General features: G+C 45.3%; 1 protein-coding gene. It reads right to left on the bottom strand.

Annotated elements, in window-relative coordinates; genetic code table 11:
- Positions 1 to 285, bottom strand: a 285-nt coding sequence (locus AAEZ06_RS27055) for an EamA family transporter (RefSeq protein ID WP_350617154.1), incomplete at both ends; no start/stop codon positions are given.

Genomic DNA, 285 nt, shown 5'->3' with positions numbered 1-285 from the left:
CCCCCACGTAGCTGCTGTATTTTGCGCAAACTCTGGGCTGCCTATCATCGCCACGCCAAGCATCGCCAAAAACAAGCTGATGAGCTGCAAAATAGATTGTCGTTCATTAAAATATAAAAAGCCAATCGCTGCCAAAAAGAAAATCTGCAAACTATTAAGTAAGGTTGAAATACCAGGCCCCACGGCATAGATGCTCTCATGCCAAAGCGCCAAATCTAACCCTAAAAATGCGCCTGATAATAGACCATAAAAAATAGCGCGTCTCGAACGTGGCAATCGTTGCCC

Source organism: Pseudomonas sp. HY7a-MNA-CIBAN-0227 (assembly GCF_040310325.1).
In the GTDB taxonomy this organism is placed as follows: Bacteria; Pseudomonadota; Gammaproteobacteria; order Pseudomonadales; family Pseudomonadaceae; genus Aquipseudomonas.
Note: the sequence above shows the minus strand (reverse complement) of the source record. Positions and strands in the feature narration are given on the sequence as shown.